Here is a 25851-nt window from a genome sequence, read left to right as displayed (position 1 = left end):
TTCTTCTTGTCTGTTGCCTAATCTGTGTGCAATTCTTTTATTTTCCCCAAGGACGAGTAAAAGAGTAATGAAAGACGAGACTTTAGCTATCCACTTCGGTTACGAGACCGATCCCACGACTAAATCAGTGGCAACACCTATCTATCAAACTGTCGCCTACGAATTTGATAACGCTCAGCACGGCGCTGACCTGTTCAACCTAGCCGTCGCTGGCAATATCTACACTCGCATCATGAACCCAACCAATGATGTACTAGAAAAACGTATGGCAGCTTTGGAAGGCGGTATTGCAGGTCTGGCTGTTAGCGCGGGAAGTGCAGCGATTCATTATGCAATTCTGACCTTGGCTCAAGCAGGCGATAACATTGTTTCCACACCGCAACTCTATGGCGGTACTTACACTCTGTTTGCCCACATGTTCCCTAGCATGGGGATTGAAGTTCGTTTTGCCAAAGATGATAGTCCTGAAAGCCTAGCTGCATTGATCGATGAAAAAACCAAAGCCGTTTATTGTGAATCTATTGGTAACCCAGCAGGGAATATTGTTGATTTAGAACGAGTAGCGGAGCTCGCACACGCGCAAGGAGTTCCAGTTATTGTAGACAACACCGTTGCTTCACCTGCCGTATGTAAACCAATTGAGTTTGGTGCAGATATCGTGGTGCATTCATTAACCAAGTATGTAGGTGGTCACGGCACTACACTCGGCGGAATGATCATTGACTCGGGTAAGTTCCCTTGGACTGAACATAAAGAACGCTTTCCGACCTTAAATAACCCTGAACCGTCATACCATGATGTGGTGTATACCGAAGCTTTCGGACCAGCAGCATTTATTGGTCGTGCTCGTACCGTACCACTTCGCAACACTGGCTCTGCCATGTCACCTATGAACGCGTTTATGTTGATGCAGGGCTTGGAAACGCTGTCACTGCGCATGGAGCGTCATTGCGAAAACGCACTAAAAGTGGCTCAGTATCTGCAAAACCACGACAAAGTGAGCTGGGTGAGCTACGCAGGGTTAGAAGATTCAAAATTCTACCCACTTGCTCAGAAATACATGAAAGGCAAACCTTCCGGAATTTTATCTTTCGGCTTAAAGGATGGATACGATGCCGGTGTTCGCTTCTACGATGCTCTGAAGATCTTTAAACGTCTAGTGAATATCGGTGATGCAAAGTCACTGGCTTGTCATCCTGCCTCAACGACACACCGTCAGTTATCGGAAGCCGAGCAGAAACAAGCTGGCGTTTCTCCAGAAATGATTCGTCTGTCTGTCGGCATTGAGCATATTGATGACATTATCGAAGATTTAGAACAAGCGTTGAATGCTTAACGAAGACTACACAAGATAACAGTGTTCCCTGTGAAAGCAGGGATATTGTTCACTTCTACATATTGGTTTATTGGATTCTGGCCTTTACAGCAATGACCAAATCTAAACGTGTAGGCAGGAGAATGGCGGTTATTCTTATTCGTAAAACAAAGAACAATCATCTCAAATTTCAGGCACAAAAAAGCCGAGCATAAATGCTCGGCTTTCTGTTTAGCGAACTTACTGATTACTCAGCAGCAGCTTCTGCTTCTGGACGATCTACAAGCTCAATGTAAGCCATTGGAGCTTTATCGCCAGCACGGAAGCCAGCTTTTAGGATACGAGTGTAACCGCCCTGACGAGCAGCAAAACGTGGACCTAGTTCGTTAAATAATTTTGCTACAACTTCGTTATCACGAGTGCGAGCAAATGCAAGACGACGGTTAGCAACGCTGTCAGTCTTAGCTAGTGTAATCAATGGCTCAACTACGCGACGTAGCTCTTTTGCTTTTGGCAATGTAGTCTTGATAACTTCATGACGTACAAGAGAGCTAGCCATATTGCTGAACATCGCTTTACGATGTGAGCTGTTGCGGTTGAGTTGACGACCACTCTTACGATGGCGCATGACCTAATCCTTCTAACTATTATCGATTAATCTTCAGCGATAGACGCTGGCGGCCAGTTTTCTAGGCGCATGCCCAGAGAAAGACCACGTGATGCAAGCACGTCTTTAATCTCAGTAAGAGATTTTTTACCAAGGTTAGGCGTTTTAAGTAGCTCAACCTCAGTGCGCTGTACTAGATCACCGATGTAGTGAATCGCTTCTGCTTTCAGACAGTTAGCAGAGCGAACTGTTAGTTCAAGATCGTCTACAGGACGGAGTAGGATCGGATCGAATTCCGGCTTCTCTTCTTTCTCTTCAGGTACACGTACATCACGTAGATCTACGAACGCATCCAATTGTTCAGCAAGAATAGTTGCTGCACGACGGATTGCTTCCTCAGGTTCTAAAGTTCCGTTTGTTTCCATATCGATAACAAGCTTGTCTAAGTCAGTACGCTGTTCAACACGAGCTGCATCAACCGAGTAAGCAATTTTGTCTACTGGGCTGAAAGTCGCATCTACAAGCAAACGACCGATTGGACGCTCATCTTCTTCAGTATGGATACGGGCTGAAGCTGGAACATAACCACGACCACGTTCTACTTTAATACGCATAGCGATTTCAGCATTGCTATCTGTTAGATGGCAAATAACGTGTTCTGGGTTAGCGATCTCTACATCACCATCATGGGTGATGTCACCTGCAACCACAGGGCCCGAGCCTGATTTGTTTAGTGTAATGAACACTTCATCTTTGCCTTCGGCAACGCGAACAGCCAAACCTTTAAGGTTTAGTAGGATTTCAAGAATATCTTCTTGAACGCCTTCTTTAGTGCTGTACTCATGAAGTACGCCTTCAATTTCTACTTCTGTTACGGCACAACCCGGCATAGAAGATAGTAAAATACGGCGAAGTGCATTACCAAGAGTGTGGCCAAAACCACGCTCTAATGGCTCAAGAGTTACTTTTGCGTGTGTCGTGCTGATCTGTTCGATGTCAACAAGACGTGGCTTAAGAAATTCTGTTACAGAACCCTGCATTGTGTCCTCTCTTTAGTTTAAACCTTACTTAGAGTAAAGCTCGACGATCAATTGTTCGTTGATGTCAGCTGATAGATCAGAACGTTCAGGCAAACGCTTGAAAGTACCTTCCATCTTGCTCGCATCTACTTCAATCCAAGTTGGTTTTTCGCGTTGTTCTGCAACTTCTAGAGCAGCAGCGATACGTGATTGCTTTTTAGCTTTTTCACGGATTGTAACAACGTCGTTAGCCGCAACATTGAAAGAAGGAACGTTTACAACTTTACCGTTAACTAGGATAGCTTTGTGGCTAACTAGCTGACGTGCTTCTGCGCGAGTTGCGCCAAAGCCCATGCGGTAAACTACGTTATCTAGACGACCTTCTAGAAGCTGAAGTAGGTTTTCACCCGTGTTGCCTTTAAGGCGAGCAGCTTCTTTGTAGTAGTTACGGAATTGTTTTTCTAGTACGCCGTAGATACGACGAACTTTTTGCTTCTCACGAAGCTGAACGCCGTACTCAGATAGACGACCGCGACGAGCGCCGTGTACACCTGGTGCGTTCTCAATTTTACACTTGGTATCGATCGCGCGTACACCAGACTTAAGAAATAAGTCAGTGCCTTCGCGACGGCTAAGCTTAAGCTTAGGACCCAAATATCTTGCCATGATCTTTCTCCAATGTTCCCAGAAACGTTATACGCGACGTTTCTTAGGTGGACGACAACCGTTATGAGGGATTGGTGTCGCATCAACGATGTTAGTGATACGGAAACCAGCTGCGTTCAGTGCGCGAACAGTAGATTCACGACCTGGACCAGGACCCTTAACCATAACTTCCAAGTTCTTTAGGCCGTATTCTTTAGCCATTTCAGCACAACGTTCTGCAGCAACCTGTGCAGCGAACGGAGTAGACTTACGAGAACCACGGAAACCTGAACCACCTGCAGTAGCCCATGCTAGAGCGTTACCTTGACGGTCAGTAATAGTCACGATTGTGTTGTTGAAAGATGCGTGGATATGCGCTACGCCATCAGCAACTTGCTTGCGTACGCGCTTACGTGCGCGTGTTGGTTGTTTAGCCATTGTACTTACCCTTCCCGATTATTTCTTGATCGGCTTACGCGGACCCTTACGGGTGCGAGCATTGGTTTTAGTACGCTGTCCACGTAGTGGTAGACTGCGACGATGACGAAGACCACGGTAACAACCAAGGTCCATAAGACGCTTGATGTTCATGGAAACTTCACGACGTAGATCACCCTCTACAGTGTATTTAGCTACACCATCACGCAGTTGATCGATCTGCTCTTCAGTTAGTTCACTGATCTTAACATCTTCAGCAATACCCACTTCAGCAAGAATAGCTTGCGAGCGAGTTTTACCGATGCCGTAGATCGCAGTTAATGCGATAACAGCATGCTTTTGATCAGGAATGTTAATGCCTGCTATACGGGCCACTATTCACTCCTAGGTACTTTATATAAAGAATTATCCGCAGCAAAGCCCGTAGAGGATACGCTGCGGCATACTACTTCTTTTGCACGCAAAAGGTAGGCCGAGGAATATACTCGACCAACCTTTAATTTTCAAGTAAAAATTTCTGCTAATTAGCCTTGGCGTTGCTTGTGCTTTGGCTCACTGCAAATCACGCGAACGACACCGTTACGCTTGATAACTTTACAGTTACGGCAGATTTTTTTAACGGAAGCACGAACTTTCATTGCTAAACTCCGTAAATCTAACCTGAAGGATTATAGTCGAATTATCGACCGTAGCCTTTCAGATTCGCTTTTTTCAACACAGACTCATATTGATTGGACATCATATGTGTCTGAACCTGTGCCATAAAGTCCATGATTACAACAACTACGATTAGTAGTGATGTTCCGCCGAAATAGAAACGTACGTTCCATGCGACCATCATGAACTCAGGGATCAGACAGATAAAGGTAATGTATAACGCACCCGCTAAGGTTAAACGTGTCATTACTTTATCGATATATTTCGCTGTCTGTTCTCCTGGGCGGATACCGGGTACGAATGCACCTGACTTCTTCAAATTATCTGCTGTTTCACGTGGGTTAAATACCAACGCTGTATAGAAGAAACAGAAGAATATAATCGCTGCTGCATAAAGCATTACATACAGAGGTTGACCTGGGCTAAGAGCTAAAGACACATCAGTTAACCAACCAAATGTGCTGCTCTCACCGTTCTGACCAAACCACTGAGCCAGTGTTCCTGGGAACAGGATAATACTTGATGCAAAGATCGCAGGTATTACACCAGCCATATTAATTTTCAATGGCAAGTGTGTGCTTTGCGCTGCAAAAACTTTACGACCTTGTTGACGCTTCGCATAGTTAACGACGATTCGACGCTGACCACGCTCCATGAAAACAACGAAGTAAATAACAGCAAAAGCAACTACCGCAATCAACAACAGAAGAAGTACATGCAGTTCACCTTGACGCGCTTGCTCGATAGTATGTCCGATTGCTGAAGGCAATCCAGCAACAATACCTGCAAAGATAAGTAACGAAATACCGTTACCAATTCCGCGCTCTGTAATTTGTTCACCTAACCACATTAGGAACATGGTGCCAGTTACTAAACTCACGGTAGCAATTAGGGTAAACATGGTTTGGTCGATAACGACCAGATTGTTGACCATGTTTGGTAGACCTGTTGCGATACCAATAGCTTGGAATGTTGCAAGTACAAGCGTGCCATAACGCGTATATTGGCTAATCTTACGACGGCCTGCTTCACCCTCTTTCTTGAGTTCCGCTAACGCTGGATGAACTACTGTAAGCAATTGGACAACAATAGATGCCGAAATATACGGCATAATGCCCAATGCAAAGATAGATGCACGCGAAAGAGCACCACCGGAGAACATGTTAAACATTTCAACGATGGTACCTTTTTGCTGTTCGAACAAATCGGCAAGTACAGCTGCGTCAATACCAGGAATCGGCACAAAAGAGCCCGCTCGGAATACTAAAAGTGCACCAATTACGAATAATAAGCGCGATTTTAACTCACCCAAGCCGCCCTGAGCACTACGAAAATCTTGTCCTGGTTTCTTAGCCATCTGTACCTCAATCCTCGAGATTATGCCTCGATTTTACCGCCTGCAGCTTCGATTGCAGCTTGCGCGCCTTTAGTTACACGCAGACCTTTTACAGTCACTGCCTTGCTGATCTCGCCAGAAAGAACAACTTTAACAAACTCGATGTTCTTTGTAACAACGTTTGCAGCTTTCAAGCTGTTTAGATCAACCACGTCACCTGTTACTTTCGCTAGCTCAGCTAGACGAACTTCAGCAGACACTAGGCTCTTACGAGAAGTGAAACCGAATTTAGGTAGACGTTGTTTCAATGGCATCTGACCGCCTTCAAAACCTGGACGAACTTTACCGCCTGAACGCGACTTTTGACCTTTATGGCCACGGCCACCAGTTTTACCTAGGCCTGAACCAATACCACGGCCAACGCGCTTCTTAGAAGGCTTTGAACCAGCAGCTGGTGCTAGAGTATTCAAAAACATTATGATTACTCCTCAACTTTAACCATGTAGTAAACCTTGTTGATCATACCGCGTACACACGGAGTATCTTCAAGTTCTACTGTATGGTTGATTTTACGAAGGCCTAAACCGCGCAAAGTAGCTTTGTGCTTAGGTAGGCGACCAATTGAGCTTTTAGTTTGAGTTACTTTAATAGTTGCCATTGTGTTCTTACTCCGAAATAGATTCAACAGTTAGACCACGCTTAGCAGCAACCATTTCTGGTGACTTAACGCTAGCTAGAGCATCGATCGTTGCACGAACGATGTTGATAGGGTTCGTTGAACCGTATGCTTTAGATAGAACGTTATGTACACCTGCAACTTCAAGTACTGCACGCATCGCACCACCTGCGATAACACCCGTACCTTCTGCAGCTGGCTGCATGTAAACTTTAGAGCCCGAGTGACGACCTTTCACCGGGTGGTGAAGAGTGCCTTCGTTAAGCGCGATCGTAGTCATGTTACGACGTGCTTTTTCCATTGCTTTTTGAATCGCAGCAGGTACTTCACGAGCTTTGCCGTAACCGAAACCTACACGACCATTACCGTCACCAACTACAGTTAGTGCAGTGAAGCTCATGATTCGACCACCTTTAACCGTTTTAGAAACACGGTTAACAGCGATTAATTTTTCTTGCAAATCATTCGCTTGAACTTGTTGTTCTTTAGCCATCTTCCAACCCTACCTTAGAATTTCAGACCAGCTTCGCGAGCAGATTCTGCTAGCGCCGCTACTCGACCGTGGTATTGGAAACCAGAACGATCAAATGCAACAGCTGTTACGCCTTTTTCAAGAGCGCGCTCAGCAACAGCTTTACCAACTGCCTTAGCTGCATCAACGTTACCAGTGTATTTAACTTGCTCACGGATCGCTTTTTCTACAGTAGATGCTGCTGCGATAACCTCAGAGCCGTTAGCTGCAATCACTTGTGCGTACACGTGACGAGGAGTACGGTGTACTACTAGGCGAGTTGCACCCAGTTCTGCAATCTTACGACGTGCACGTGTAGCACGACGGATGCGAGATGCTTTCTTATCCATAGTGTTACCTTACTTCTTCTTAGCTTCTTTAGTACGCACATTTTCATCTGCGTAACGAATACCTTTACCTTTATAAGGCTCAGGCGCGCGGTAAGAACGAATGTCAGCCGCAACTTGACCAACTACTTGCTTATCAGCACCAGTTAGTACAATTTCAGTTTGGCTTGGACACTCGGCTTTAATACCCGCTGGCAACTCGTGCTCAACAGGGTGAGAGAAGCCTAGAGTTAACGCTACAGCGTTGCCTTTCATAGCAGCACGGTAACCAACACCCTTAAGAGTTAGCTTCTTAGTAAAGCCTTCAGTAACACCAACAACCATGTTGTTTACTAGTGCACGAGCAGTACCTGCTTGTGCCCAAGCATTAACGACACCTTCTTTAGGGCCGAATGTTAGGTTGTTTTCAACTTGAGCGATCACAACTGCATCATTAAGAACGCGAGTTAATTCACCCTTAGCGCCCTTCACAGTGATCTCTTGACCGTTCAATTTCACCTCTACGCCAGCTGGAATAGCGACAGGTGCTTTAGCAACACGAGACATGTTCTACTCCTTAATTATGCTACGTAGCAAAGGATTTCGCCGCCTAGACCTGCTTTACGAGCAGCACGGTCAGACATAAGACCCTTTGACGTTGAAACAACAGCAATACCAAGACCACCCATTACAGAAGGTAGTTCGCCTTTCTTCTTGTAAACACGAAGACCAGGACGTGAAACACGTTTGATTTGCTCAATTACTGGTTTAGCTTGGAAATACTTAAGAGTGATTTCTAGCTCAGGTTTTGCTCCGCTTTCTACAGCGAAGTCTGCGATGTAACCTTCAGCTTTAAGTAGTGCAGCAATTGCAACTTTAAGCTTTGAAGAAGGCATTTTTACAGCAACTTTGTTTGCTGCCTGACCGTTACGAACACGGGTCAGCATATCCGAAATCGGATCTTGCATGCTCATAGTCTTTACTCCAAATGATTAAGTGGCAATTACCAGCTAGCCTTACGAAGTCCAGGAATCTCGCCTTTCATGCAAGCTTCACGAACTTTGATACGGCTTAGACCGAATTTACGTAGGTAACCGTGTGGGCGACCAGTTTGGTTGCAACGGTTGCGCTGACGTGATGCACTTGAGTCACGTGGAAGAGTTTGCAGTTTAAGAACCGCATTCCAACGATCTTCTTCTGATGCGTTTACATCGCTGATGATAGCTTTTAGCGCTGCACGCTTTTCAGCGAACTGTGCTACTAGCTTCGCGCGCTTAGCTTCGCGCGCTTTCATTGAATTTTTAGCCATAACAGTAACCCGTCACCTTACTTGCGGAATGGGAAGTTAAAGGCAGCCAGCAGAGCTCGGCCTTCCTCATCGGTAGCAGCAGACGTCGTGATAGTGATATCAAGACCGCGTACTCGATCGACTTTATCATAGTCGATTTCCGGGAAGATGATTTGCTCGCGAACGCCCATGCTGTAGTTACCGCGACCGTCAAAAGACTTAGCGCTAACACCACGGAAATCTCGTACACGTGGAAGAGCGATAGAAATCAAACGCTCCAGAAAATCCCACATGCGCTCGCCACGCAAGGTTACTTTACAACCAATTGGGTAGCCTTCACGGATTTTGAAACCTGCAACAGATTTACGCGCTTTAGTGATTAGTGGCTTTTGACCAGAGATCGTTGCCATATCAGATGCTGCGTTTTCTAGCAGTTTCTTATCGTTGATTGCTTCACCAACGCCCATATTGAGGGTGATTTTCTCAATTCTAGGGACTTGCATGACGCTTGTATAGCTGAACTGTTTGGTCAGATCAGCGACTACAGACGACTTGTAGTAATCATGCAGTTTCGCCATAGTAGAACTCCAAATTACTTCTATTAGTTAGAAACGATTTCGTTGTTAGATTTAAAGAAACGTACTTTCTTACCATCTTCGAAACGGAAACCGATACGGTCAGCTTTACCAGTAGCTGCGTTGAAGATTGCCACGTTAGAAACGTCGATCGCTGCTTCTTGCTCTACAACACCACCTTGGATGCCTAGTGCAGGAACAGGTTTCTGGTGTTTCTTAACAAGGTTAATACCTTCTACGATAACTTTACCAGTTGCTAGTACCTTAGTTACTTTACCTTTCTTGCCTTTATCTTTACCAGCAAGAACGATTACTTCGTCATTACGACGGATTTTAGCTGCCATCTTTTTACGTGCTCCTTACAGAACTTCTGGAGCCAGTGAGACAATTTTCATGAATTTCGCATTACGAAGTTCACGTGTCACTGGACCAAAGATACGTGTACCGATAGGTTGCTCACTGTTGTTGTTTAACAGTACGCAAGCGTTACGGTCGAAGCGAATGACAGAACCGTCTGGACGACGAACGCCTTTACGGGTGCGAACTACCACCGCCTTCAGTACATCACCTTTCTTAACTTTACCGCGAGGAATTGCTTCCTTAACAGTAACTTTAATGATGTCGCCAACGTGGGCGTAACGACGGTGAGAGCCACCCAGAACCTTAATACACATTACGCTGCGAGCGCCTGAGTTATCAGCTGCGTCCAGCATACTTTGCATTTGGATCATGTTAGTGCTCCGCTAAATATTAAAAAACTAGACCCATCTCGGGTCGGGCTGCCTCTTTAAAGGGACGCGAATTGTACCACCCTTTTTTTATATTGGGTAGTCAAAAAATAAACGGCCCCAAAATTATTTTTGGAGCCGTTTATTCAGTCAGAAAAAACTAATTAAATCTTAGCTTTCTCTAGAACTTTTACCAAAGTCCAAGATTTAGTCTTAGACAGTGGACGACACTCTTTGATTTCAACTAAGTCGCCTAGGCCACATTCGTTGTTTTCATCATGTGCGTGTACTTTAGTCGTGCGCTTAACGAATTTACCGTAGATTGGGTGCTTTACGAAACGCTCGATAGCAACAGTGATAGACTTGTCCATCTTGTCGCTAGTAACACGACCTTGTTGGGTACGAATTTTGTCGCTCATTATGCGCCTGCCTTCTCAGTCAAAACAGTTTTCACACGTGCGATATCACGGCGGACAGCTTTCAGAGTATGAGTTTGCTGTAGTTGACCAGTCGCAGCTTGCATACGCAAGTTGAACTGCTCTTTAAGCAACGCTAATAACTCAGTGTTAAGCTCTTCAACGCTCTTTTCGCGTAGATCTTGTGCTTTCATCACATCACCTGCTTAGTTACAAATGTAGTCTTGAATGGCAGTTTACGAGCCGCTAGGCGGAACGCTTCACGTGCCAATTCTTCAGGTACACCATCAACTTCGTACATAACCTTACCAGGTTGGATTTGGGCTACCCAGTACTCAACGTTACCTTTACCCTTACCTTGACGAACTTCAAGTGGTTTTTCAGTGATTGGTTTGTCTGGGAACACACGGATCCAGATTTTACCTTGACGCTTAATGTGACGTGTCATCGCACGACGTGCCGCTTCGATTTGACGAGCAGTTAGGCGACCACGGCCTACAGCTTTCAAACCAAAAGAACCAAAGCTAACTTCAGTACCTTTTGCTAGACCACGGTTACGACCAGTATGAACCTTACGGAACTTAGTACGTTTAGGTTGTAGCATCTGTCGACTCCTTACTTACGGCCTTTACGCGGTTTCTTCGCAGGCTTATCAGCCTTAGGCTCAACAGCGTTTGCAGCTGGCATACCACCAAGGATTTCGCCCTTGAAGATCCAAACTTTAACGCCGATTACACCGTATGTGGTGTGAGCTGAAGAAGTTGCGTAATCAATGTCAGCACGTAGAGTGTGTAGAGGCACACGGCCTTCACGGTACCACTCAGAACGTGCAATTTCAGCACCGCCTAGACGGCCACTTACTTCCACTTTGATACCTTTAGCGCCTAGACGCATAGCATTTTGTACCGCACGCTTCATAGCACGACGGAACATAACGCGACGCTCTAGTTGAGACGCGATGCTATCAGCCACTAATTGACCGTCTAGCTCAGGCTTACGTACTTCAGCGATGTTGATTTGCGCTGGTACACCTGCAATTTTAGCTACAGCTGTGCGTAGCTTCTCAACGTCTTCGCCTTTCTTACCGATAACAACACCAGGACGAGCAGTGTGAATAGTCACACGGATGCTCTTCGCTGGACGCTCGATAACGATACGTGAAAGAGACGCTTTTGACAGTTCTTTAGTTAGGAACTGACGTACCTTGAAGTCGCCGTCTAGGTTGTCAGCGAAATCTTTGGTATTAGCAAACCATGTAGCATTCCAAGGCTTAACGATGCCTAGACGAATACCATTAGGATGTACTTTTTGACCCATTGCTTACTCTCCTAGTCTCTTAGCGATCTGCGACAACCACAGTAATGTGGCTTGAACGCTTCAAGATACGATCCGCACGGCCTTTAGCACGAGGCATAATACGCTTCATGATAGGGCCCTCATCTACGAAGATTTTAGCGACACGTAGATCGTCAATGTCAGCACCTTCGTTATGTTCCGCGTTAGCGATTGCTGACTCAAGAACTTTCTTAACTAGCTCAGCAGCTTTCTTGTTGCTGAATGTTAGAAGTTCTAGAGCTTGGTCAACTTTCTTACCGCGAATTTGATCTGCAACTAAGCGAGCTTTCTGAGGCGAAATGCGAGCAAAGTTATGTTTAGCTAATGCTTCCATCATCTACTCCTTAACGCTTCTTAGCTTTCTTATCCACGACATGGCCGCGGTAAGTGCGAGTTGGTGCAAATTCACCAAGTTTGTGACCGATCATCTCGTCAGTTACGAAAACTGGAACGTGTTGACGACCATTATGGACAGCGATGGTCAAACCGATCATTGTAGGAATGATCATTGAACGACGGGACCAAGTCTTAATAGGCTTTTTGTCTCCGCTTTCCACCGCTTTCTCTACCTTCTTCAGCAAGTGTAGGTCAATAAATGGACCTTTCTTGAGAGAACGTGGCATGGCTTATCCTCTTAAATAGATTACTTATTGCGACGACGTACGATGTACTTGTCAGTGCGTTTGTTGCTACGAGTTTTGTAGCCTTTAGTTGGCATACCCCAAGGAGAAACTGGGTGACGACCACCAGACGTACGGCCTTCACCACCACCATGTGGGTGGTCAACCGGGTTCATTACCACACCGCGAACGGTAGGACGAACACCACGCCAACGGCTTGCACCAGCTTTACCTAATTCACGTAGCATGTGCTCTGCGTTGCCTACTTCACCGATTGTTGCACGGCCTTCAGACAATACTTTGCGCATCTCGCCAGAACGTAGACGGATAGTTACGTATGCACCGTCGCGAGCAACGATTTGAGCATATGCACCAGCCGAACGAGCTAGCTGACCACCTTTACCAGGCTTAAGTTCAACGTTGTGTACAGTTGAACCTACTGGGATGTTACGCATTGGAAGTGCGTTACCAGCTTTGATTGGTGCATCAGCACCAGACTGGATAGCATCACCAGCTTTAACACCTTTAGGTGCAAGGATGTAACGACGCTCACCGTCTGCGTACAGAACTAGAGCGATGTTTGCGCTACGGTTTGGATCGTATTCAAGACGCTCAACTTTCGCTGGAACACCATCTTTAGTACGTTTAAAGTCAATCACACGGTAATGATGTTTGTGACCACCACCGATATGACGAACTGTGATACGACCGTTGTTGTTACGACCACCGTTCTTAGAGTTTTTCTCTAGAAGAGGTGCGTAAGGCTTACCTTTGTGTAGGTCAGCGTTAACAACTTTAACAACGTGACGGCGACCAGCCGAAGTCGGCTTACATTTAACAATAGCCATTTTTCAACTACTCCTGTTATTCCGCGCCGCCAACAAAGTCAAGATCTTGACCTTCGTTCAAAGTAACGTACGCTTTTTTCACGTCTGAACGACGGCCTTGGCGTAGCCCTTGACGCTTGGTCTTACCCTTAGTGATAAGAGTGTTTACAGACTTAACTTCAACTTCAAATAGCTTTTCTACAGCTGCTTTGATCTCTTTTTTAGTAGCATCGATAGATACTTTGAAAACGATAGTGTTCGCTTTCTCAGCAGCCATAGTTGCTTTTTCAGAGATGTGCGGTGCACGTAGAACTTTTAGTAGACGCTCTTCACGGATCATGCCAGCATCTCCTCAACTTGCTTAACTGCATCAGCAGTCATAAGAACCTTGTCAAATGCGATTAGGCTTACTGGGTCGATACCAGAAACGTCACGCACGTCAACTTTGTATAGGTTACGCGCAGCTAAGAATAGATTCTCGTCTACTTCACCAGTAACGATTAGAACATCGTTAAGTTCAAGTTCTTTCAGCTTAGCTGTTAGCTCTTTAGTTTTTGGTGCTTCTACTGAGAAGTTTTCAACAACGATTAAACGCTCTTGACGAACTAGCTCAGAGAAAATGCTCTTCATAGCACCACGGTACATTTTCTTGTTTACTTTTTGGCTGTGATCTTGTGGTTTCGCAGCAAAAGTAACACCACCTGTACGCCAGATTGGGCTACGAATTGTACCAGCACGCGCACGGCCAGTACCTTTTTGACGCCATGGCTTAGCGCCACCGCCAGAAACTTCTGAACGTGTTTTTTGAGCACGAGTACCTTGACGAGCACCTGCTGCGTACGCAACAACTACTTGGTGTACAAGAGCTTCGTTAAACTCACGTCCGAAAGTAGTTTCGGAAACAGTTAGTGCGTTAGCACCTTTAACCATCAATTCCATTACTTACTCCTAGACGTTATGCTTTAACTGCTGGTTTGACGATAACGTTACCGCCAATTGAGCCAGGGACTGCACCTTTAATAAGAAGCAGGTTGCGCTCAGCATCAACACGAACGATCTCAAGGTTTTGAGTCGTTACACGCTCAGCACCCATGTGACCAGACATTTTTTTGCCTTTGAACACGCGACCTGGAGTCTGACATTGACCGATAGAACCAGGAGCACGGTGAGACAAAGAGTTACCGTGAGTCATATCTTGAGTACGGAAGTTCCAACGTTTTACAACGCCTTGGAAGCCCTTACCTTTAGAAGTACCAGTAACGTCTACTTTTTTGATTTCGTTGAAAAGTTCAACAGTTAGTTCAGCACCAACTTCAAACTCTTCGCCGCTTTCTAAGCGGAATTCCCAAAGACCACGACCGGCTTCAACACCTGCTTTCGCAAAGTGACCAGCTTCTGGCTTTGAAACGCGGCTAGCTTTCTTAGCACCAGCAGTTACCTGGATAGCTGTGTAACCATCGTTTTCAAGAGTTTTAACTTGAGAAACGCGGTTCGCTTCAACTTCCACAACTGTTACTGGGATAGAAACGCCTTCTTCAGTAAATACGCGGGTCATACCCACTTTACGTCCGACTAGACCAATCATTCTTCTAATCTCCCTTAACCTAGGCTGATTTGAACATCAACGCCAGCAGCAAGATCAAGACGCATTAGAGCATCAACAGTCTTGTCAGTTGGTTCAACGATGTCGATCAGACGCTTGTGAGTACGAATCTCGTACTGGTCACGTGCATCTTTGTTTACGTGTGGAGAGATAAGAACAGTGAAACGCTCTTTACGAGTAGGTAGTGGAATAGGACCACGAACCTGCGCGCCGGTACGCTTAGCTGTTTCAACGATTTCCGCTGTAGAAGCATCGATTAGTTTGTAATCGAAAGCTTTTAGGCGGATACGGATGCGTTGGTTCTGCATGAGACAGAGCTCCAATAATTAAAAATTACACAAACAATATCGCCACTCAAACTCGTATAAGACGAGAGAATGCCGATTGATTTATGTGAAACCGTAGTACCCTAATTGGGCACATTGTCAGCTAATAGGTGATTAACCTTGGCTATCTAAAAATAGACAGCAACGAGCTAAATTTTTATTAACTGCGAACATAAGCAGAGTATACATTACCCGTTAAATCCTAAGATTCTTCGGCTCCTCGCCGCTCATTGGTTCACAACTGGCTTAACCAGTGCGCTGCATTATACAGATCACAGTTTCACTTGCAAGGGGTGTTTGAAAATTAAACGGAGGAAATTTGAGCAGCTGGATAGGTGGAGAGTTGAAAATAACGTCATCCCCGCGAAAGCTGGAATCTTGTTACAGCACACGTAATCAGCTTAAGTGTGCTTTTCCAGCTCCCAGATAAATGCTTACGCATTTTCTGGGATGACGCTATTTGCATTTCGAGTTATTTCGCTGCCGCAATACGTTGGCGTACGGCTTCAAACAAACAAACTCCCGAAGCGACAGAAACATTTAGACTTGATACCGAACCCGCCATAGGGATTTTAATCAATCCGTCACAGGTTTCACGAGTTAAACGGCGCATACCATCACCCTCAGCTCCCATAACGATAGCCAGCGGTCCCGTTAATTTGCTTTGGTAGATATCGTGAGTTGCTTCACCAGCTGTACCGACAAACCAAACGCCCTTTTCCTGCATCGCACGCATAGTTCGCGCAAGATTGGTTACACGAACTAAAGGCACGGTTTCTGCTGCCCCACAAGCCACTTTACTCACTGTTGCCGTCATTGGTGCTGACTTATCTTTCGGTACGATAACCGCCACCACACCCGCAGCATCAGCATTACGTAGACAAGCACCTAAGTTATGCGGATCGGTAACACCATCAAGTACTAGGAACAGCGGATTTTCATGTTGATCAACTATCAAATCCAAGTCGTGCTCATTTAGCTGCTTCGCTGGTTTCACTTTAGCAATGACACCTTGGTGGTTAGCACCTTGAGCTTTGTCATCAAGAACTTTACGGTTCATTTCTTGAATCGACACGCCTAGACGAGCAAGTTCATTCAGAACTGGCAGTAATCGGTCGTCCTGACGACCTTTCAGTACATAAGCTTCCACAAAACGAGCAGGGTCTCGTTCTAACACCGCTTTTACTGCGTGGATGCCATAAATTAATTCGTTACTCATGAGTTACCTATTTGTTCTTTTTTGCTCTTGCTTTGCCAGCTTGAGCTCGAGCTTTCTGTTTACGAGATTTAGCGGATTTACTCGTTTTATCTTTTTGCTTTCCACTACCGTCATCTGGACGTTTAGTGGGTTCAATCATTGGTACTGCTTTACTACCAAGGTTTGCAGCCGCTTTTTTGCCTTTCGCTTTAGCTTTCGATTCTGTCGCTCGTTTCTTAGCAGTCTTACCAGCGCCGCGTAGCTTACGACTTGTTTCAACGATTTCAAAGTCAATTTGTCTATCATCAAGGTTCACTGACAACACTTTTACTTTGACTGAATCGCCTAAACGGTAAGTATTACCAAACGACTCACCGATAAGTCTTTGACCAATCGGGTCAAATCGGTAGTAGTCATTCGCTAAGGTAGAAATATGGACCAAACCATCAATGTGCAGATCGGCTAAACGAACGAAGAAGCCAAAGCCAGTCACATTCGCAATGACGCCTTCCAATTCTTCGCCTACATGGTCTTGCATGTACTCACATTTGAGCCAATCGGACACTTCACGCGTCGCATCATCTGCACGGCGTTCAGTCATTGAACACTGCTCACCGTAGTAGTTCATATCGTCAAATGAATAGTGGAAGCCACCTGTTGGCGTCCAACGGTCTTGGTTACGCCCTTCATGTTTGGCAATTAGATACTTAATCGCACGATGCAACAATAAATCTGGATAACGACGAATCGGCGAAGTGAAGTGAGCATAACGTTTCAACGCCAAACCGAAGTGACCCGCATTATCTGGGTTGTATATCGCTTGCTTCATCGAGCGCAGCAACATAGTTTGAATCAGCTCTTTGTCTGGTCGCTCGCCGATCTGTTGCATCAAATGTGCGTAATCGGTTGGCGATGGCTCAAGACCACCAGACAGCTCTAAACCTAACTCACCTAGGAAATCTCTGAAGCCCATCAGACGCTCTTCGCCCGGAGTTTCATGAATACGATATAACGCTGGCTCTTTTGCTTTTTCCACCAGAGAGGCAGAAGCAATGTTTGCCATGATCATGCACTCTTCAATCAGCTTATGAGCGTCATTACGGATAAGTGGCTCAATACTGTCAATCTTACGATCTGGAGTGAAAATAAACTTGGTTTCAACCGTTTCAAACTCAATCGCACCACGCTGCTCACGCGCCACTTTCAGCACTTGATACATTTTATGCAGTTCTTCAAGGTGCGGAACCAAATCACGGTAACGCTCGCGTAGCTCTTCATCACCTTCTAAGATCTCGTGAACTTTAGTGTATGTGAGGCGAGCGTGTGAATTCATCACCGCTTCATAGTGCTTATAACCTGATAACTTACCGCTTTCAGAAATGGTCATTTCACACACCATACACAAGCGATCCACTTGCGGGTTCAATGAACATAAGCCATTTGAAAGCACTTCCGGCAGCATAGGCACAACTTGTGACGGGAAGTAAACCGAGTTACCACGGTTAATCGCTTCTTTATCTAACGCGGTATCAGGGCGAACGTAATAGCTTACATCAGCAATCGCTACCCATAAACGCCAACCGCCGCCTTTCTTCGCTTCACAGAAGACCGCATCATCAAAGTCTCGCGCATCTTCACCATCAATAGTAACCAGAGGAAGTTCACGTAGATCTACTCTCCCTATCTTCGCTTCTTCTGGAACCTCTTCACCTAAACTTGCTACCTGTTTTTCAACTTCCTCTGGCCATACATGAGGGATTTGATGGGTACGGATGGCAATTTGTGTTTCCATTCCCGGAGCCATGTTTTCACCCAGAACTTCAACCACAGTGCCCATCATACCGCGACTACGTGAGCCTCGGTCTGTAATCTCAATCACCACAACATTACCCATACGAGCACCGCTTCGCTGCTCATTAGGAATCAAAATATCCTGATGAATACGTGAGTCATCTGGCACAACATAAGAGTAACCATGCTCAAAGAAGAAACGGCCGACGATTTGCGTTTTACGCTCTTCCAATACACGAACTAAGCGCCCCTCTTTTCTTCCGCGCTTATCCGTACCTGCAGGTTGAACCAATACGTAATCACCATGAATGATGGTTCTCATTTGATGATGAGGTAACAAAATGTCATTGTCTTTGTTGGTGTTGCCCTCTGGACGAACCCAACCATAGCCATCTTTGTGACCAATCACATACCCTTTAATTAGCTCTAGTTTTTCAGGCAGTGCGTAACATTGACGACGAGTAAAGATGAGCTGCCCATCTCGCTCCATTGCACGAAGACGACGACGCAGACCTTCATACTGATCTTCGCCGGTGAGTTTTAATGCTTCAAACAAATCGTTGCGATTCATTGGTACATTGGCTTGAGTTAAAAATTCGATGATGAACTCACGACTTGGGATCGGATTTTCGTAATTATCGGCTTCGCGATCCGCAAACGGATCAATATGGGTGGAATCAGACATAGGCAGACCTACTTAAAGTAAGAGGGGAATTAAAGTATATCCTACTGCGTGATTAAGCTTAAGGATAAAAAGTGAGTAATACTAATAAGATAGTTCTGTTGCACTATCTTTGAAGTAATAAAAGTGAAATACGAAGAGAAAGGTATGGAATTCATGCCCCACCTCAGAGGTTGAACATGAACCTATAAATGTGTTTACAGAATGAATTAACGAGCTTTTTACCAGAATGTTTCACGACGCTTTGCGCGCGCAATGATGTTCTCTGGCATACGCATCTCTAAACCCTGTCGTAAGATATTGATGCGGTTGTGCACTCTTTGATCTGCGGTAGCCGAGTTGTAGAGCCAGCGATAAGCATCCTCATAGTCCAGAGGGCTACCGTAATCTCTTAATAGTAATTCCGCCAGCTGAATACGGGCATTCAAATTCCCCATAGATGCAGCTTCACGTAAATATGGTATAGCGCGCTCTTTATCTTGCTGCACTAATGTTCCACGCGAATAGTAACGGCCCAGCTGCTCGAGTGCGGTCGGCAAACCTTGATGGGCAGCATTTTCCATGTAATACAAACCGAGCTCGACATCCTGATCGACACAGACACCCCACGCCAACATATCGCCATACAAAAACTCGTATGACGGTAAATTGATGCGAGTAGCACGTGCAACAATATCTTCCACCAACTGACAATTGTCGGCTTTGACTCGTTCCAGATGCTTGTTTTCTTCAATCAATTTTATGAGTTCAGCTTCTGTATAAATTGGTACAGGCTCCCCCACATCGGTCACAGCTGCGTGACTAAACGAGGAATGCAATGCCAATAACAGAGAAGCTGCCACCGTTCGTAGCTTCATACATGCACTCTTACTTAATTCCGATAGCCACACAACACCGCTTATTGAGTATAGCGTTATTACGCATAATGGCTGGTTTGATTTTTTATCGGCGCTTAAGCGGATCTCTTTAGGTCAATCTTGTAAATAATCGGCAATTAATTGCCATCGACGTACAAAATACCATCACTTGCGGCATAAAAAAACCGGCTCAGTGAGCCGGTTTTTTCAATAATCGTCTAAATTACACGCTGAATGGGTGCACTTTGATGATAGTTTCGTTACGGTCTGGACCTGTAGAAATGATGTCTACTGGAACGCCAGTTAGTTCTTCAATACGCTTGATGTAATCAAGTGCCGCTTGAGGAAGCGCGTCGATAGACTTAGCACCGAACGTTTTTTCAGACCAACCAGGCATGGTTTCGTAGATTGGCGTTACGTTATCGTACGCGTCTGCAGCCATTGGTGATACTTCAAGAACAGAACCGTCAGCCATTTGGTAACCAGTACAGATCTTGATCTCTTCTAGACCGTCTAAGACGTCTAGCTTAGTCATACAGAAACCTGTAATTGAGTTGATTTGAATTGCACGACGCATAGCAACAGCATCGAACCAACCGGTACGACGTAGGCGACCAGTTGTTGCACCAAATTCAGCGCCTACAGTACCCAGATGCTTACCAACAGGATCTTGCTTGTCCTGACCGTCATAAAGTTCAGTTGGGAAAGGACCAGAACCTACACGAGTACAATAAGCTTTAGCGATACCAAGGATGTAACCAAGGTGACGAGGACCGAAACCAGAACCCGCAGCAACACCACCAGCAGTCGTGTTAGAAGACGTTACATATGGGTAAGTACCGTGGTCGATATCAAGTAGCGTACCCTGAGCACCTTCGAACATAATCTTGTCGCCACGCTTACGCGCTGCATCAAGTTCGTCAGTTACGTCGATAACCATTGAAGTTAATAGGTCTGCATAACCCATTGCTTGCTCAAGTACTTCTTCGTAGCTCACAGGTTCAACTTTGTAGAAGTGCTCTAGCTGGAAGTTATGGAAAGACATCACTTCTTTTAGTTTCTCAGCGAATGCTGCACGATCGAATAGGTCACCAACACGTAAACCACGACGAGCAACTTTATCTTCGTAAGCAGGACCGATACCACGACCAGTCGTACCAATTGCTTTATTACCACGAGCAGTTTCACGCGCTTGGTCTAGAGCAATATGGTATGGAAGAATTAGAGGACAAGCTTCAGAAATGAAAAGACGCTCTTGAACAGGAACACCACGGTCTTCTAGACCTGTCATTTCTTTGATTAGTGCATCTGGTGAAAGTACAACACCGTTACCGATAATGCATTTCACGTTATTGCGAAGGATACCTGATGGAATCAAGTGAAGAACTGTTTTCTCGCCATCAATAACTAGAGTATGGCCAGCGTTGTGACCACCTTGGTAGCGAACCACATATTTTGCATCTTCAGTTAAAAGGTCTACGATTTTACCTTTACCTTCATCACCCCATTGGGTGCCAAGAACGACTACGTTATTACCCATCTTTCCAAATCTGATTACTAGTTAAAAATGGATTCTAGCATCGAATTTGATTCGTTGCAGTCATTTTTTAGGCAAAAAATAGTCGAATAAAGTCGTGCGCAGTCATTCTCGTTTTTCAGAGTAAAACTCAATCATCTGCATATATTTTGACGAGTAGATCACCTTTAATATCAATGCTCGCCCGATACATTCCTAAACTATTCATCGCAAAGTGAATTTCACCATTCGCGTCAACAGCAATCAGTCCACCTTCACCGCCCATTGCTTTTAAATCACCCTGAATAATGTGCTCACAGGCGGTGTGAATATCTTCTTGCAAATAGCGCATTCTCGCAGCGACATCTGATGCTACCATTTTGCGAATGAAGAACTCGCCCATTCCCGTGGTCGATACAGCAACATTGCCATTTTCTGCAATAGTACCAGCACCAATGATTGGCGAATCTCCAATACGGCCGTACTTTTTGTTGGTAATGCCACCGGTACTTGTCGCCGCCGCCAAATTGCCTTGCTGATCAAGCGCCACGGCTCCAACCGTTCCAAATTTTTTGTCATCTGGGTATTTAGCTTCAGAGAGAGCAAACAGACCTTTTTCTTTCATAGATTGCAGCTGTTCATAGCGACGGTCAGTAAAGAAATAATCTTGTTCGGTATACTCATAACCTAAACTGAAAGCGAACTCTTCCGCCCCCTCACCCATTAATAGGACATGATTGCTTTTCAACATCACATCACGAGCGAGTTCAATAGGATTTTTTATATGACGAACACCCGTTATAGCGCCCGCATTCATCTCTCGCCCATGCATTACAGAAGCATCCATCTCAACCATTTCTTTATTGGTTAATACCGACCCCTTCCCTGCATTAAACTGAGGCGCATCTTCCAACACTTTAACTGCCGCGACCACAGCATCTAAAGCATCGCCTCCTTGAGCCAGAATGGCATGCCCAGCTTTGACCGATTTTTCTAACGCTGTTTCTATTTCCGCTTTGAGTTCATCACTCATTTGTTCACGCAAAATGGTTCCAGCACCACCGTGAATCGCGATAGAAAAAGGTTGCGGCATAAAGAGTCCTTATAAAAAACGATAATAAAAAAGCGTGAACCGAATACTCGACTCACGCTTTCTTTTATAGAGCTAGGCTGTATTTATAGCAAGCCCACAGCACTGGTTAGTGGCAGTGACCGCCGCCACAACAACCATCTTTGTGGTCGTGGTCATGATCGTGACCATGGCCACCACAGCATTCGTGGTCATCATGATCGTGACCGTGACCACCACAACCACCCGCTTGGTGTACATGGCCGTGCTCAAGTTCTTCAGCAGTTGCTTCGCGAGTAGCGACAACTTCTACATCGAAAGTCAGAGTGTGACCAGCAAGCATATGGTTGCCGTCAACAACAACTTCGTCGCCATCAACTTCTGTAATTTCTACAGGGATTGGACCTTGATCAGTATCCGCTAGGAAACGCATACCTACTTCGATCTCGTCAACACCTTGGAATACGTTTGCAGGAACGCGCTGCACAAGATCTTCGCTGTGCTCACCGTATGCATCTTCAGGTGCGATAGTTGCAGTGAACTTGTCACCTGCTACTTTGCCTTCTAGCTCTTTTTCAAGGCCAGTGATTAGGTTGTTGTGACCATGTAGGTAATCAAGTGGTGCTTCCACTGTGGATTGGTCAACAACGATGCCATCTTCCAGTTTTACTTGGTAAGCAAGGCTTACAACCACGTTCTTTTCAATTTTCATAACGGCTCCAGGGCGGTTTTGGTGCTTCTAGACACATTAAATCATGTCTAAAAATAATCTAATGATGGATATTATGGGGATCGTGAGCAGAAACTCAATTATTCCGGCTTAAAAATACCGATCATTTGCTCTTGACCGTGTTCACTTTTCTCTACAGCTTTCGGTTTACGCTGTTCTGAATAATCACATTCAACGCATTCTACCAGCTCTATGTTGTTCTCTATCCACCAGCGTAAGGTATCTTGAGCTTTACAACTCGGACAGCTTGCCCCTGCAATAAAGCGTTTTTTTATATTCACGTATTGGTTCCTACTACTTACTTGTTCTTTTAGTCTTTTTCCCAATAGCTACGAGACTGCTTATCGCCATCCATCTCGCGGCCAAAAATTTCTTCCAACTCTTTACGAGCTTCTTTGGCTCTTAAATTAAGCTGCTTGCCTTCATTGTGTTGAGGTAGTAGCTCTTTCAGCATTGCCATGTCTAACTTGCGAAAATGGGCTTCCGCTCTTTTTGCCTCATAAGGATGCATACCTAATGAGATTAGCGTTTGTCGGCCAAGGTCTAGTGCACCTAGGAAGGTTTCGCGAGAGTAGCGCTCAACACCGTGATTCATCAGTTGGTAAGCTTCCACCCGGCTACGAGCTCGAGCCAATATTTTTAACTTGGGGAAATGATGCTTACAAAGCTCAACGATTTTCACCACTTCATCAGGGGCATCGGTACAGATAACAATCGCCTCGGCTTCATCGGCTCCCGCCGCTCTCAATAACTCAAGCTGAGTAGCGTCGCCATAGAATACTTTATATCCGTATTTACGGAGTAATTTTATTTGGCTGGCGTCACTCTCTAATACGGTAATTTTGATCTTGTTGGCATACATCAAACGACCAACAATTTGCCCAAAACGACCAAAACCAGCAATGATAACTCTCGGTTCTTTATCGTAAACATCCGACGTTAACGTTTCATCATCGGAGCTATTCAAGTTACGAGCGAACCAGCGGCTTTGAGCAGAAAGTAATAGCGGTGTAGTCACCATAGACAAGCTCACCACGACCAATAAAAAGGCAACTTGCTCAGATTGGAGTAGACCTTGGCCACTCGCCGCAGTAAAGATGACAAAAGCAAATTCGCCGCCTTGACTCAAAATCGCAGCCATGCGACTACGTGCTTTCGCCCGCGCACCAGAGAATCGAGCAAGCACATAAAGAAGCAAACCTTTGACTGTCACCAGAGCGATCACAGCCAGCAATATGCTTAATGGTTCAAGAGCCAACAACCCTAAATCAACCGCCATTCCGACAGAGATAAAGAACAGGCCAAGCAACAAGCCTTTGAAGGGCTCGATAGCAATTTCCAGCTCGTGACGGAACTCACTTTCGGCCAACAGCACCCCAGCTAAGAAGGTACCAAGCGCCATAGACAAACCTAATTGCTGCATCAACAGAGCGATACCAATCACCAGCAGTAGCGCAGCAACGGTAAACAACTCTCGCACACCACTTAATACGATGTAGCGAAACAGAGGGCTCAGAAGGTAATGACCACCCACCAATAAACCGACAATGCCACATAACATCCACACAACATCAAGCCAGCTTCCGCCAGTATTGCCCGCCAGTACGGGTAACAACGCCAGCATAGGAATGACCGCGATATCTTGGAATAGCAGAACAGCAAAACCGGATTGCCCCGTTTCCGTTCGAGTTAAACCTCTTTCTTCTATCACGCGTAATGCAATTGCGGTTGAAGAGAGCGCTAACCCCATGCCAATAACTAAACTGCTTTGCCAGCCGATACCCAGCAACGAAGTCAGGCTGGCAATCACAGCGGTCGTCACCACAACCTGCGCGCCACCCAATCCCAAAATTGGCCCACGCATTTGCCACAGTTTTCTCGGATTTAGCTCTAAACCAATCAGAAACAGCAGCAAAACCACGCCAAACTCAGCAAAGTGCATGATCGCTTCAACATCGCTGATTAAGCCCAATCCCCAAGGTCCGATGATCACACCCGCCAGTAAATACCCCAGAACAGAACCAAGCCCTGCCCTTTGCGCTAAAGGTACTGCCACCACAGCTGCGGTAAGGAAAACGGCTGTGCTTTGTAGAAAATCACTGCTTACTTCAGCCATGATGCTCTCCTTGCTCAGCTAAAGGGTCCAATAACCACTGTCTATAGGCTTCTGCGTGTTGATATCGCTCAATGTCACTAACATTGCGTGACCAATACAGCACCATGGGGTCTATCCATTGCATACGACACAATGCCGCTGTCAGCTCAAATGGTTGTAAAATGTCTTTCAACGGATAACGGTTATAGCCCTTCTCACCAAAAGCATCGATGTTACCGCCAGTGGTGATGACACTACGCCAGACTTTACCCCGCAGCGCACTTTTGTTACCAAAGGCGAATCCTTTTGCCAGTATTCTATCCATCCATTCCTTAAGTAGCGCCGGACAGGAATACATATACAAAGGGTGCTGAAACACAATCACATCATGCTCTAACAAGCGCTGGCGCTCAGCTTGAACATCGATGAAAAAGTCTGGGTATGTGGCATAGAGATCAAGAATAGAGACGTGCTCAAGTGAAGAGATCTTTTTAATCATCACTTGGTTTGCAATGGAGTGATGTGGCTCAGGGTGAGCATAAATCACTAATACTTTAGGCTTTTGTAAAGCAGACGGCGTATCTTGTGTCATTCCTTGACGGCACTCCGTAACGTTATCAAATTGGTAACTGTTGCTATACCCAAACTAGTTGGAGTTGCAGCTA

Annotated in this window: 38 protein-coding genes; 1 reads left to right on the top strand and 37 read right to left on the bottom strand. The window is 45.5% G+C overall.

Annotated elements, in window-relative coordinates:
• Positions 1–67: 67 nt before the first annotated feature.
• Complete coding sequence (locus tag HUO09_RS15460) at positions 68–1336, top strand: O-acetylhomoserine aminocarboxypropyltransferase/cysteine synthase family protein (protein WP_188234502.1); 1269 nt, start codon at positions 68–70, stop codon at positions 1334–1336.
• Positions 1337–1562: 226 nt separating this feature from the next.
• Here the strand turns inward: HUO09_RS15460 and rplQ are convergent, their stop codons facing one another.
• The 37 genes from rplQ to kefG all read right to left on the bottom strand — a co-directional run bounded on the left by rplQ (position 1563) and on the right by kefG (position 25778).
• Complete coding sequence (rplQ, locus tag HUO09_RS15455; RefSeq protein ID WP_167411906.1) at positions 1563–1943, bottom strand: 50S ribosomal protein L17; 381 nt, start codon at positions 1941–1943, stop codon at positions 1563–1565.
• Positions 1944–1969: 26 nt separating this feature from the next.
• Positions 1970–2962 carry a DNA-directed RNA polymerase subunit alpha gene (locus tag HUO09_RS15450; RefSeq protein WP_102941158.1) on the bottom strand — a complete coding sequence of 331 codons (993 nt, stop codon included), beginning with the start codon at positions 2960–2962 and terminating at the stop codon, positions 1970–1972.
• Positions 2963–2986: 24 nt separating this feature from the next.
• Complete coding sequence (rpsD, locus tag HUO09_RS15445; RefSeq protein WP_042485224.1) at positions 2987–3607, bottom strand: 30S ribosomal protein S4; 621 nt, start codon at positions 3605–3607, stop codon at positions 2987–2989.
• A gap of 27 nt (positions 3608–3634) precedes the next feature.
• Positions 3635–4024 carry a 30S ribosomal protein S11 gene (gene rpsK, locus HUO09_RS15440; protein WP_001118870.1) on the bottom strand — a complete coding sequence of 130 codons (390 nt, stop codon included), beginning with the start codon at positions 4022–4024 and terminating at the stop codon, positions 3635–3637.
• Between the two features lie 18 nt (positions 4025–4042).
• Complete coding sequence (gene rpsM / locus HUO09_RS15435; RefSeq protein ID WP_005450559.1) at positions 4043–4399, bottom strand: 30S ribosomal protein S13; 357 nt, start codon at positions 4397–4399, stop codon at positions 4043–4045.
• A 149-nt stretch (positions 4400–4548) separates the two neighbouring features.
• The gene (gene rpmJ, locus HUO09_RS15430) at positions 4549–4662 is read right to left on the bottom strand and encodes a 50S ribosomal protein L36 (RefSeq protein WP_000868186.1); all 114 of its coding nucleotides are present in this window, start codon (positions 4660–4662) and stop codon (positions 4549–4551) included.
• Positions 4663–4703: 41 nt separating this feature from the next.
• Positions 4704–6038 carry a preprotein translocase subunit SecY gene (gene secY, locus HUO09_RS15425; protein ID WP_042485221.1) on the bottom strand — a complete coding sequence of 445 codons (1335 nt, stop codon included), beginning with the start codon at positions 6036–6038 and terminating at the stop codon, positions 4704–4706.
• Positions 6039–6058: 20 nt separating this feature from the next.
• A complete protein-coding gene (gene rplO / locus HUO09_RS15420) occupies positions 6059–6493 on the bottom strand; it encodes a 50S ribosomal protein L15 (RefSeq protein ID WP_102941159.1) in 435 nt (144 codons plus the stop codon).
• A 5-nt stretch (positions 6494–6498) separates the two neighbouring features.
• Positions 6499–6675 (bottom strand): 50S ribosomal protein L30, encoded by a 177-nt coding sequence (rpmD, locus tag HUO09_RS15415; RefSeq protein WP_000201159.1) that lies wholly within the window; start codon positions 6673–6675, stop codon positions 6499–6501.
• Between the two features lie 7 nt (positions 6676–6682).
• Entirely contained in the window at positions 6683–7186 is a 504-nt protein-coding gene (gene rpsE / locus HUO09_RS15410; protein WP_004728614.1) for a 30S ribosomal protein S5, read from the bottom strand.
• 14 nt (positions 7187–7200) lie between these two features.
• A complete protein-coding gene (gene rplR / locus HUO09_RS15405; RefSeq protein ID WP_005435088.1) occupies positions 7201–7554 on the bottom strand; it encodes a 50S ribosomal protein L18 in 354 nt (117 codons plus the stop codon).
• A 9-nt stretch (positions 7555–7563) separates the two neighbouring features.
• Entirely contained in the window at positions 7564–8097 is a 534-nt protein-coding gene (gene rplF / locus HUO09_RS15400) for a 50S ribosomal protein L6 (protein ID WP_167411907.1), read from the bottom strand.
• A 14-nt stretch (positions 8098–8111) separates the two neighbouring features.
• Positions 8112–8504 carry a 30S ribosomal protein S8 gene (rpsH, locus tag HUO09_RS15395; protein ID WP_042485211.1) on the bottom strand — a complete coding sequence of 131 codons (393 nt, stop codon included), beginning with the start codon at positions 8502–8504 and terminating at the stop codon, positions 8112–8114.
• 29 nt (positions 8505–8533) lie between these two features.
• Positions 8534–8839 carry a 30S ribosomal protein S14 gene (gene rpsN / locus HUO09_RS15390; RefSeq protein ID WP_042485209.1) on the bottom strand — a complete coding sequence of 102 codons (306 nt, stop codon included), beginning with the start codon at positions 8837–8839 and terminating at the stop codon, positions 8534–8536.
• Between the two features lie 17 nt (positions 8840–8856).
• Complete coding sequence (gene rplE, locus HUO09_RS15385) at positions 8857–9396, bottom strand: 50S ribosomal protein L5 (protein ID WP_042485207.1); 540 nt, start codon at positions 9394–9396, stop codon at positions 8857–8859.
• Between the two features lie 23 nt (positions 9397–9419).
• Complete coding sequence (rplX, locus tag HUO09_RS15380; protein ID WP_042485205.1) at positions 9420–9737, bottom strand: 50S ribosomal protein L24; 318 nt, start codon at positions 9735–9737, stop codon at positions 9420–9422.
• Between the two features lie 15 nt (positions 9738–9752).
• Positions 9753–10124, bottom strand: a complete 372-nt coding sequence (rplN, locus tag HUO09_RS15375) for a 50S ribosomal protein L14 (RefSeq protein WP_167411908.1) — start codon at positions 10122–10124, stop codon at positions 9753–9755.
• Positions 10125–10285: 161 nt separating this feature from the next.
• Positions 10286–10540, bottom strand: a complete 255-nt coding sequence (rpsQ, locus tag HUO09_RS15370) for a 30S ribosomal protein S17 (protein WP_102941163.1) — start codon at positions 10538–10540, stop codon at positions 10286–10288.
• The gene (gene rpmC / locus HUO09_RS15365; RefSeq protein ID WP_042485196.1) at positions 10540–10731 is read right to left on the bottom strand and encodes a 50S ribosomal protein L29; all 192 of its coding nucleotides are present in this window, start codon (positions 10729–10731) and stop codon (positions 10540–10542) included. Before rpmC ends, rpsQ begins: the two co-directional genes overlap by 1 nt.
• On the bottom strand, positions 10731–11141 hold the full coding sequence (rplP, locus tag HUO09_RS15360; protein ID WP_004728605.1) for a 50S ribosomal protein L16: 411 nt from the start codon (positions 11139–11141) through the stop codon (positions 10731–10733). The genes rpmC and rplP overlap by 1 nt, the downstream gene beginning before the upstream one ends.
• A gap of 11 nt (positions 11142–11152) precedes the next feature.
• Positions 11153–11854, bottom strand: coding sequence for a 30S ribosomal protein S3 (gene rpsC / locus HUO09_RS15355; protein WP_042485192.1), 702 nt, complete (start codon positions 11852–11854; stop codon positions 11153–11155).
• Between the two features lie 19 nt (positions 11855–11873).
• Complete coding sequence (gene rplV / locus HUO09_RS15350) at positions 11874–12206, bottom strand: 50S ribosomal protein L22 (RefSeq protein ID WP_167411914.1); 333 nt, start codon at positions 12204–12206, stop codon at positions 11874–11876.
• Between the two features lie 10 nt (positions 12207–12216).
• Positions 12217–12495, bottom strand: coding sequence for a 30S ribosomal protein S19 (gene rpsS, locus HUO09_RS15345; RefSeq protein WP_042485188.1), 279 nt, complete (start codon positions 12493–12495; stop codon positions 12217–12219).
• A gap of 20 nt (positions 12496–12515) precedes the next feature.
• A complete protein-coding gene (gene rplB, locus HUO09_RS15340; protein WP_167411909.1) occupies positions 12516–13340 on the bottom strand; it encodes a 50S ribosomal protein L2 in 825 nt (274 codons plus the stop codon).
• A 16-nt stretch (positions 13341–13356) separates the two neighbouring features.
• On the bottom strand, positions 13357–13659 hold the full coding sequence (rplW, locus tag HUO09_RS15335; RefSeq protein WP_167411910.1) for a 50S ribosomal protein L23: 303 nt from the start codon (positions 13657–13659) through the stop codon (positions 13357–13359).
• Positions 13656–14258, bottom strand: a complete 603-nt coding sequence (gene rplD, locus HUO09_RS15330; RefSeq protein ID WP_188234501.1) for a 50S ribosomal protein L4 — start codon at positions 14256–14258, stop codon at positions 13656–13658. The genes rplW and rplD overlap by 4 nt, the downstream gene beginning before the upstream one ends.
• Before the next feature lie 16 nt (positions 14259–14274).
• Complete coding sequence (gene rplC, locus HUO09_RS15325) at positions 14275–14904, bottom strand: 50S ribosomal protein L3 (RefSeq protein ID WP_167413815.1); 630 nt, start codon at positions 14902–14904, stop codon at positions 14275–14277.
• Positions 14905–14918: 14 nt separating this feature from the next.
• Positions 14919–15230, bottom strand: coding sequence for a 30S ribosomal protein S10 (rpsJ, locus tag HUO09_RS15320; protein ID WP_001181007.1), 312 nt, complete (start codon positions 15228–15230; stop codon positions 14919–14921).
• 490 nt (positions 15231–15720) lie between these two features.
• Positions 15721–16467 carry a 23S rRNA (guanosine(2251)-2'-O)-methyltransferase RlmB gene (gene rlmB / locus HUO09_RS15315; protein ID WP_188234500.1) on the bottom strand — a complete coding sequence of 249 codons (747 nt, stop codon included), beginning with the start codon at positions 16465–16467 and terminating at the stop codon, positions 15721–15723.
• A 7-nt stretch (positions 16468–16474) separates the two neighbouring features.
• Entirely contained in the window at positions 16475–18922 is a 2448-nt protein-coding gene (gene rnr / locus HUO09_RS15310) for a ribonuclease R (RefSeq protein ID WP_188234499.1), read from the bottom strand.
• 218 nt (positions 18923–19140) lie between these two features.
• Positions 19141–19776: a tetratricopeptide repeat protein gene (locus tag HUO09_RS15305; RefSeq protein WP_167412156.1), complete on the bottom strand. Its 636-nt coding sequence runs from the start codon at positions 19774–19776 to the stop codon at positions 19141–19143.
• 223 nt (positions 19777–19999) lie between these two features.
• Positions 20000–21316, bottom strand: coding sequence for an adenylosuccinate synthase (locus HUO09_RS15300; RefSeq protein ID WP_167412157.1), 1317 nt, complete (start codon positions 21314–21316; stop codon positions 20000–20002).
• 127 nt (positions 21317–21443) lie between these two features.
• Complete coding sequence (locus tag HUO09_RS15295) at positions 21444–22385, bottom strand: isoaspartyl peptidase/L-asparaginase family protein (RefSeq protein ID WP_167412158.1); 942 nt, start codon at positions 22383–22385, stop codon at positions 21444–21446.
• Positions 22386–22491: 106 nt separating this feature from the next.
• Positions 22492–23073: a peptidylprolyl isomerase gene (slyD, locus tag HUO09_RS15290; protein WP_188234498.1), complete on the bottom strand. Its 582-nt coding sequence runs from the start codon at positions 23071–23073 to the stop codon at positions 22492–22494.
• Between the two features lie 98 nt (positions 23074–23171).
• The gene (locus tag HUO09_RS15285) at positions 23172–23372 is read right to left on the bottom strand and encodes a YheV family putative zinc ribbon protein (protein ID WP_102962870.1); all 201 of its coding nucleotides are present in this window, start codon (positions 23370–23372) and stop codon (positions 23172–23174) included.
• A 29-nt stretch (positions 23373–23401) separates the two neighbouring features.
• Positions 23402–25207: a glutathione-regulated potassium-efflux system protein KefB gene (gene kefB / locus HUO09_RS15280; RefSeq protein ID WP_188234497.1), complete on the bottom strand. Its 1806-nt coding sequence runs from the start codon at positions 25205–25207 to the stop codon at positions 23402–23404.
• Positions 25200–25778 carry a glutathione-regulated potassium-efflux system ancillary protein KefG gene (gene kefG, locus HUO09_RS15275; protein WP_188234496.1) on the bottom strand — a complete coding sequence of 193 codons (579 nt, stop codon included), beginning with the start codon at positions 25776–25778 and terminating at the stop codon, positions 25200–25202. Before kefG ends, kefB begins: the two co-directional genes overlap by 8 nt.
• Between the last annotated feature and the right edge of the window lie 73 nt (positions 25779–25851).

Source organism: Vibrio sp. Y2-5 (genome assembly GCF_014596725.1).
In the GTDB taxonomy this organism is placed as follows: Bacteria; Pseudomonadota; Gammaproteobacteria; order Enterobacterales; family Vibrionaceae; genus Vibrio.
This window is presented reverse-complemented; position numbering and strand designations above follow the sequence as displayed.